This is a genomic window from Brachybacterium sp. J153, from assembly GCF_036311905.1.
GTDB lineage: Bacteria > Actinomycetota > Actinomycetes > Actinomycetales > Dermabacteraceae > Brachybacterium.
Genome location: NZ_JAZDCH010000031.1, coordinates 40969 through 48547 on the forward strand (window position 1 = coordinate 40969; position 7579 = coordinate 48547).

The following is a 7579-nucleotide window of genomic DNA, read 5'->3' on the forward strand; positions in this document are numbered from 1 at the left end:
GCGTGGCCCCATGGACCCCTCCGTGCTCGTGAACATCCTGCTGGTTCTGCTGTTCGTCCTCGTCGGCGGTGTCTTCGCCGGCACCGAGATGGCGATCGTGAATCTGCGGGAGTCGCAGATCGACCAGCTCGAAGAGTCAGGGGAGCGCGGTGCGCGGACCGCGGCGATGGTGCGCGACCCCAACCAGTTCCTCTCCGCCGTGCAGATCGGCGTGACCGTCGCCGGGTTCTTCTCCTCGGCGTACGGCGCCTCCACGATCGCCCCCTCCCTCGTGCCCGTGCTGACGAACCTCGGACTGTCCGAGGGGACCGCGGGCACCGTCGCGCTGATCGCGATGACCCTGGTCATCGCCTACCTATCCCTCGTCCTCGGCGAGCTCGCGCCCAAGCGGCTCGCGATGCAGAACGCGATGGCGATGACGCGCATCGTCGGTCCGCCGCTGCAGCTCTTCGGGCAGGCGATGCGCCCGGTGATCTGGCTGCTGTCGGCCTCGACGAACCTGGTGGTGCGCCTGCTCGGCGGCGACCCGAATGCGAACCGCGAGGCGGTCTCCGCCGAGGAGATCAAGGCGATGGTGCGCGACTCCGACGCCCTCGACCAGGCCGAGTCGCGGGTGCTCGCGGACGTCTTCGACGCCTCCGAGCGGACCGTCGTCGAGGTCATGCGGCCCCGCCACCAGGTCCGCTTCCTCGACGGGAGCGACACCGTCGCCGCCGTGCGGGACCAGATCCGCGACACCGGCTTCTCCCGCTATCCCGTCACCGGGGAGGACGTCGACGACGTGATCGGTTTCGCGCACGTGCGCGACCTGATGCTCGCCGACGACCCCGCCACCACCCGGCTCGCCGACCTCGCCCGGCCCATCGAGCACATCCCCGGCACCGTCCAGGTGCTCTCCGCGATTAACCGGATGCGCGCCGGGGCCCTGCAGATCGCGGTGGTCGTCGACGAGTACGGCGGCACCGACGGCATCGTCACCCTCGAGGACCTGCTCGAGGAGCTCGTGGGCGAGATCTACGACGAGTTCGACGCCGAGGGCTGGCCCGGCTCGGGCGGCCCCGAGCGGATCCTCGACGCCGACGGCCGCCTCGAGGGCGGTCTCATCCTGCAGGAGTTCCGCGACGCGACGGGCATCGACCTGCCCGACACCGGCGGCTACGAGACCGTGGGCGGCTACGTCATGGCGAGCCTCGGCCGGATCCCCGAGGTCGGCGACGCGGTCGAGATCGACGGCGGCCGCCTCGAGGTCACCGAGGTCGACGAGCGCCGCGTGCAGACCGTTCGATTCGTGAGGAACGAGACCCCGACCCCGGAGGAGCCGGGCGAGGAGGGCTAGGCTCGATCCCATCGCGGCCTGCAGGACGCGGGCCGCTCCGTCGTCGATCCCAGGAGAAACCATGGCCCGCACCAGTCTTGCCCGCCTCCTCGTCACCCAGCTGCGCGACCTCGGCGTCGAGCGCATCTACGGGGTGGTCGGCGACTCGCTGAACCCCGTCGTCGACGCGGTCCGCACCACCGAGGGCATCGAGTGGGTGCACGTGCGCAACGAGGAGGCCGCCGCCTTCGCCGCCGGCGCCGAGGCCCGCCTGACCGGGAAGCTCGCCGTCTGCGCCGGCTCGTGCGGCCCGGGTAACACGCACCTGATCCAGGGGCTCTTCGACGCGCACCGCGACGGCGCCCCCGTGCTCGCCCTCGCCTCCCACATCCCCTCGGAGAAGATCGGCACCGGCTTCTTCCAGGAGACCCACCCGGAGATCCTGTTCCAGGAGTGCTCGCACTTCTGCGAGATGGTGAACTCCGGCCCGCACGGCGCGACGCTGCTGCACATCGCGATCCAGACGGCGATCGCGAAGCGCGGCGTCTCCGTGCTCGTGATCCCCGGCGACGTCGCGGACCAGGAGGTCGACGGCCCGCTCACGAAGGACCTCGCCGTCGAGCTGGGCGCCGTGCTGCCGGCCGCGGGTCCCGTCGGCCGGCTCGCCGAGATGATCGACGAGGCCCGCTCCGTGATGCTCTTCGCCGGGGCCGGCGTGGAGGGCGCCCGCGAGGAGGTGCTCGCGCTCGCCGAGGCGACGAAGGCGCCGGTGGGGCACGCGTTCGGTGGCAAGCAGTGGATCCAGTACGAGAACCCGTACGACGTCGGTATGAGCGGGCTGCTGGGCTACGGCGCCTGCTACGACGCGATGCACGAGGCAGATCTCGTGATCCTGCTCGGCACCGACTTCCCCTACAGCGAGTTCCTCCCGCAGAACGAGAGGGCGAGGATCGTCCAGATCGACGCGGACGCCTCCCGCCTGGGCCGCCGCGTCCCGCTCGACCTCGCGCTGCACGGCGACGTCGCGCTCACACTGCAGGCCGTCCTGCCGCTGCTGCAGGGGAGGAAGGACGCGAAGTTCCTGCAGAAGATGCTCAAGGCGCACCACAAGGCGCTGCAGGGCGTCGTCGCCGCGTACACGAAGAACGTCGAGCGGATGACGCCGATCCACCCCGAGTTCGTGGCCGCGACCCTCGACGACCTCGCCGCGGAGGACGCCGTGTTCACCGTGGACACCGGCATGTGCAACGTGTGGGGCGCCCGCTACATCACTCCTAACGGGAAGCGCCGCCTGTTCGGCTCCTGGCACCACGGCACGATGGCGAACGCGCTGCCGCAGGCGATCGGCGCCTCGAAGGCGTTCCCCGGCCGGCAGGTCGTCTCCATGAGCGGCGACGGCGGCCTCGGCATGCTCATGGGCGAGCTGCTCACCGTGAAGCTGCACCAGTTGGACACGAAGATCGTCGTGTTCAACAACTCGAGCCTCGGCATGGTCAAGCTCGAGATGCTCGTCGAGGGTCTGCCGGACTACGGCACCGACCACGAGGGCGTCGACTTCGCGGCGATCGCGGCGGGCGCCGGCATCACCTCGGTGCGGATCACCGACCCCAAGAAGCTGCGCAAGGAGATGGAGAAGGCGCTCGCGATCCCGGGCCCCGTTCTCATCGACGTGGTCACGGACCCGGCGGCGCTGTCGATGCCGCCCAAGATCAGCCCGCAGCAGATCCGCGGCTTCGCGACGGCGTCGACGAAGATCGTGCTCGCCGGCGGCGTGGGCAAGATGCTCGACATGGCCTCCGCGAACCTGCGCAACGTGCCGCGCTGAGTGGGGCACGAGGGGGCGGGCGCGCCCCCGGACGGGCAGGGACGAGGCAGGACCGCACGACAGCACAGGGGAGGACCGCCGGGCATGTGGGAGCTCGATAGCCGCATCCAGCATTACGCCTGGGGCTCCACCACGGCGATCCCGGAGTTCCTCGGCCGTGACGGGGACGGCACTCCCTGGGCGGAGGCCTGGTACGGCGCGCATCCGCTCGCGCCGTCCCCGCTCGTCGGCGGATCGCAGTCCGGCACCGGGCTGGACGCCCTCATCGGGGCGGACCCGCGCCGGCTGCTCGGAGACGGCGTGCATCGCGCCTTCGGCGCCCGCCTGCCGTACCTGCTGAAGGTCATCGCCCCGGAGAAGCCGCTGTCGCTGCAGGTCCACCCGGATCGGGAGCATGCAGCGGAGTCGTACGCCGCGGAGACCGCCGCCGGGCTCCCGCTCGACTCGCCGCTGCGCAACTACCGCGACGACAACCACAAGCCGGAGATGCTGATCGCCCTGACCCGCTTCACGGCGCTGTGCGGCTTCCGCACCCCGCGGCGCGCCGTGACGATCCTCGAAGGCATCGGCACGGACCTGACCGACCGCCTGCACGGACTGCTCACCCGCCAGCCCACGGCGCACGGGATGCGCGCCGCCTTCCGCATGCTGATCTCCGCGTCGATGCGGCCCGCTCCGGACACGGTGCAGGAGGTCGTCGCGGCATGCGCGGCGCGCGCCGAGGCCGGCCGCTCGCCGTCCCCGCGCATCGACCGCACCGTCGCGCTGCTCGCCGAGCACCATCCGGGCGATCCCGGCGTGGTCGCCGCCCTGCTGCTGAACCCGGTCACGCTCCGCCCCGGGGAAGCGATCTTCGTCCCCGCCGGCACCCTCCACGCCTATCTCCACGGGGTGGGGCTCGAGATCATGGCCGCGAGCGACAACGTGCTGCGCGCGGGCCTGACACCGAAGCGCGTCGACGCCGACGAGATGCTGCAGTGCGTCAGCGTCGCCGCCGCGCCGCCCGTGCGCGTCGCCCCGGAGCGGCAGAACGCGACCTCGGTCGCCTACTACGCGCCGGTCGACGACTTCGAGCTGTCCCTGACCACGCTCGAGGACCCGCCCAGCGCATATCGCGCGAGCCATCGCGTTCCCGGCAGCGGCCCCCGCACCCTCCTCGGCCTCGAGGGCGAGGTTTTCCTCCAGTCCGACGCGGGCCGCCACGTGCTCACCGCCGGGCGGGCGCTGTTCGTCCCGGCCGACGCCGGCCACCTCCACGCAGGCGGTGCGGGCCGCTTCGTCCAGGCGAGCGTCCCGTGACCCGCTTCCGACGGCCCCCGATGGTCAGCGAGTGGGACGGGCACGACCTATGGCTCGGCGCGCTGCCGGACGGCCCGATCCTCCGCCTCGGCGGCGCGGGCGCCCTCGCGATCGAGCTGATGACGGCCGACGAGCAGCGGGACTGGAGCGTCGCGGAGCTCGTGACACGTTGCGTGCTCTCCTGGGCATCCCTGCGGTCGGGAAGACCCTGAGGCTCCTCATCGCTGCGATCAACGCACTGTTCACGTCGCCACTCCCGGTCCGCAGTGCGCTGGACGCGGTCAGCAATCTGCTCGCGACGATCTTCGGCTGGCTCCAGTCCGTGATCCCCATCCACCGCTGCGAGAACTCGTGAAGTCTCGCAGCGGTGACGTCTGTTTCCGCACCCGCGTCAGATCGACGGGGATGCCAGCTCCCCGTCCGCCTGAGCCTCCCGGATCTGCTCGAGGATCTCCTCGACGAACTGGATGACCTCGTCGCCGCCGCGCACCGGACCGCCCGCAAGCAGGCCGTCGGCGCCGAGCAGGACCGCGCTGGGGGTGCCGTTCGCGTCGAGGGCGGTGCGGGCGATGAAGTCCGGGTCGTGCAGCACCTGCTCGCCGACCCGCTCCAGGGTGCCGGGGAAGAGCTGCCCGATCGGCCGCTTCACCACGGCGATGACCTGCAGGAACGGGCCCAGCTCGGAGATCCAGCCGGGCATCCGGTCCAGCGCCCGCTCGCACGGCCCGCAGCCCTCGGAGACGAAGACCAGCAGTGCCGCACGATCCGCGGTGAGCCTCCGCAGGGTCACGAGCGAGCCGTCGGCCCGCTGCAGGACCGCGGCTGGGATCGGCGTGCGCTCGTAATCGAGCAGCTCGTCGTCGGCATCGAGGACGGTGCCGGGACCGGCGGCGTGCCCGCCGTCGGCCGACGGACCGGCGGGATCGGGTCCGACGGCCGAGGCGCCGGACGGATCGGCGGGAGCCGCGGGAGCGGTGGGACCCGTGGACCGCGACCGCGCGACGGCCGCCGCCTCTTCTTCGTCGTCCTCGCTCTGCGTCCCCGCGACCACGAGGACGGTCAGCAAGATCGTCCCCGCGAGCACGAGCACCTGGACGAGCAAGAGCAGGGGGGTGCGCACGAGCGTCTCCGACATCGTGCCGGTCGCGGCCGCGACCAGGGTCAGCGCCGCGAGCGCGCTCAGCAGCACGTTCCGGGCGAGCGTCGCCTTCGAGACCGTGGGTGCGCTGAGCGATCCGAAGCAGGAGCAGGACACCTTCTCCTCGAAGGTCAGGGCGCGCGCGATGATCACCAAGTACGCGAGCATCAGCAGCAGCGCGATCTCCCCGAGCACCACCTGCAGCGGTACGAGCGGCACCCACACCATCAGCGCCAGCACGATCTCGAGACCGGGGAGCACGGACGCGATCAGCGGGTGGACGCGGCGCAGCGGGAGCCGCAGCGAGACCATCGCATCCTGAGTGCCGCGCCGGTCGCCGAGCTTCGCGATGCCCGAGACCAGCAACGCCATGCTCTGCAGGATCGGGGCCGCCATCAGGATGCTCATCGGGTCCACTCCTCAACTCGGCGCACCGGTGCCGGGCGCCGTGATCGTCGTCCATTATCGCGGCGGGCGAGGCTCTGCGGCGGCGCAGGATGTCCGCCTATCGTGGAATCCATGAGCGCGCCCGAGACCGACCAGAGCCCTGCGACCGATCACGACGCCCTGCCCGACGCCGTTCCCGCTGTCGTCGCCGAGCGGATCCTGGCCGACGTCGAGGCGCTGCGGGAGTCCGCCGCCCTCGGCCATGCGCGACCCGTCGAAGCGCGGCTCGAGCAGCTCGCCGCGCTGCGCCGCGGGATCCGCCGCGAGCAGCACCGCATCGCCCGCGCCCTCGCGCAGGACCTCGGCAAGAGCGAGACCGAGGTGCTGATCACCGAGATCGGCCCGACCCTCTCCGAGATCGACCACGCGACCTCGAACCTCCGCTCCTGGGCGCGGCCCCGCGCGATCCCGATGGGCGCCCTGCTGGCCCCCGCGAGCGGGCGGCTGCACCCCGAGCCGCTCGGGACGGTGCTGATCATCGCCCCGTGGAACTACCCGGTGAACCTCACCCTCGGCCCGCTGGTCGCGGCGATCGCCGCCGGGAACACGGTGCTGCTGAAGCCCAGCGAACTCGCCCCGCACACCTCCGCCGCACTCGCCCGTCTGGTGCGCGAGCATCTCGATCCCGCCTGGGTGCGGGTCGTCGAGGGCGGGGTCCCGGAGACCACCCTCCTGCTCGAGCAGCGCTGGGACCTGATCATGTACACCGGAAACGGCCGCGTGGGCCGGGTCGTCGCCCGCGCCGCCGCGGAGCACCTCACCCCCACCCTGCTCGAGCTCGGCGGGAAATCGCCCGTGTTCGTCGACGACGAGGTGGACCTGCGCGTGGTCGCGCGCCGGATCGTGTGGGGGAAGTTCACCAACGCCGGTCAGACCTGCATCGCCCCCGACTACGTCATGGCCCGTCCCGAGACCCTCACCGCGCTGGTGCCGCACCTGATCCGCGCCGTCCGCGCCCTGTACGGGAAGGACCCGTCCCGCAGCCGCGACTACGGTCGGATCGTGAACGAGCGGCACCTCGACCGGCTGCTCGGTCTGATCGATGACGAGAAAGTGGTGCTCGGCGGATCCGACGGGGTCGATAGCGCGTCCCGCTACCTCCCGCCGACGATCCTCGCGGGCGCCGACTGGTCCGACCCCGTCATGCAGGAGGAGATCTTCGGACCGGTGCTGCCGCTGCTCGCGGTGGACGGCCCCGCCGAGGCCGTCGCCCGCATCGCCGCCGGGGACAAGCCCCTGACCGCGTACGTCTTCACCGGCTCCGCCGCGGTGGAGGAGATGTTCGTCGAGGGCACCAGCTCCGGCTCCCTCGCCGTGAACGTCGCGCTCGCCCACATCTCGAGCCCCGACCTGCCCTTCGGCGGGGTGGGGGAGTCCGGGACGGGCGCCTATCACGGCCGCGCCGGCTTCGAGGCGTTCAGCCACCTCAAGCCCGTCGCCCGCAAGCCGCTCCGCCCCGACACCCTGCGCCTCGTCCAGCCGCCCTACGGCCGAGCGGCGCGCGCCCTGCTCCGGCGGGTGATGCGGTAGGGGCGGCCGGGGCGCGCCCCGGCCG

Annotated in this window: 6 protein-coding genes; 5 read left to right on the forward strand and 1 reads right to left on the reverse strand. The window is 72.1% G+C overall.

The genetic code is table 11. The features are described 5' to 3' along the window. The first annotated feature begins 10 nt into the window (after positions 1-10). The 4 genes from V1258_RS14910 (at position 11) to V1258_RS14925 (ending at position 4651) form a co-directional block, all read left to right on the forward strand. Positions 11-1336 carry a hemolysin family protein gene (locus V1258_RS14910; protein WP_329750420.1) on the forward strand — a complete coding sequence of 442 codons (1326 nt, stop codon included), beginning with the start codon at positions 11-13 and terminating at the stop codon, positions 1334-1336. A 61-nt stretch (positions 1337-1397) separates the two neighbouring features. Next, on the forward strand, positions 1398-3140 hold the full coding sequence (locus V1258_RS14915; protein ID WP_329750421.1) for a pyruvate dehydrogenase: 1743 nt from the start codon (positions 1398-1400) through the stop codon (positions 3138-3140). 84 nt (positions 3141-3224) lie between these two features. After that, positions 3225-4439 (forward strand): mannose-6-phosphate isomerase, class I, encoded by a 1215-nt coding sequence (gene manA, locus V1258_RS14920; protein ID WP_329750422.1) that lies wholly within the window; start codon positions 3225-3227, stop codon positions 4437-4439. Continuing rightward, positions 4436-4651, forward strand: coding sequence for a hypothetical protein (locus V1258_RS14925; protein WP_329750423.1), 216 nt, complete (start codon positions 4436-4438; stop codon positions 4649-4651). The genes manA and V1258_RS14925 overlap by 4 nt, the downstream gene beginning before the upstream one ends. Positions 4652-4830: 179 nt before the next feature. Here the strand turns inward: V1258_RS14925 and V1258_RS14930 are convergent, their stop codons facing one another. Further along, positions 4831-5985 carry a TlpA family protein disulfide reductase gene (locus tag V1258_RS14930; protein ID WP_329750424.1) on the reverse strand — a complete coding sequence of 385 codons (1155 nt, stop codon included), beginning with the start codon at positions 5983-5985 and terminating at the stop codon, positions 4831-4833. A 111-nt stretch (positions 5986-6096) separates the two neighbouring features. On the opposite strand from V1258_RS14930, the gene V1258_RS14935 reads away from it, so the two are divergent. Continuing rightward, the gene (locus tag V1258_RS14935) at positions 6097-7554 is read left to right on the forward strand and encodes an aldehyde dehydrogenase family protein (RefSeq protein ID WP_329750425.1); all 1458 of its coding nucleotides are present in this window, start codon (positions 6097-6099) and stop codon (positions 7552-7554) included. The last annotated feature ends 25 nt before the right edge of the window (positions 7555-7579 follow it).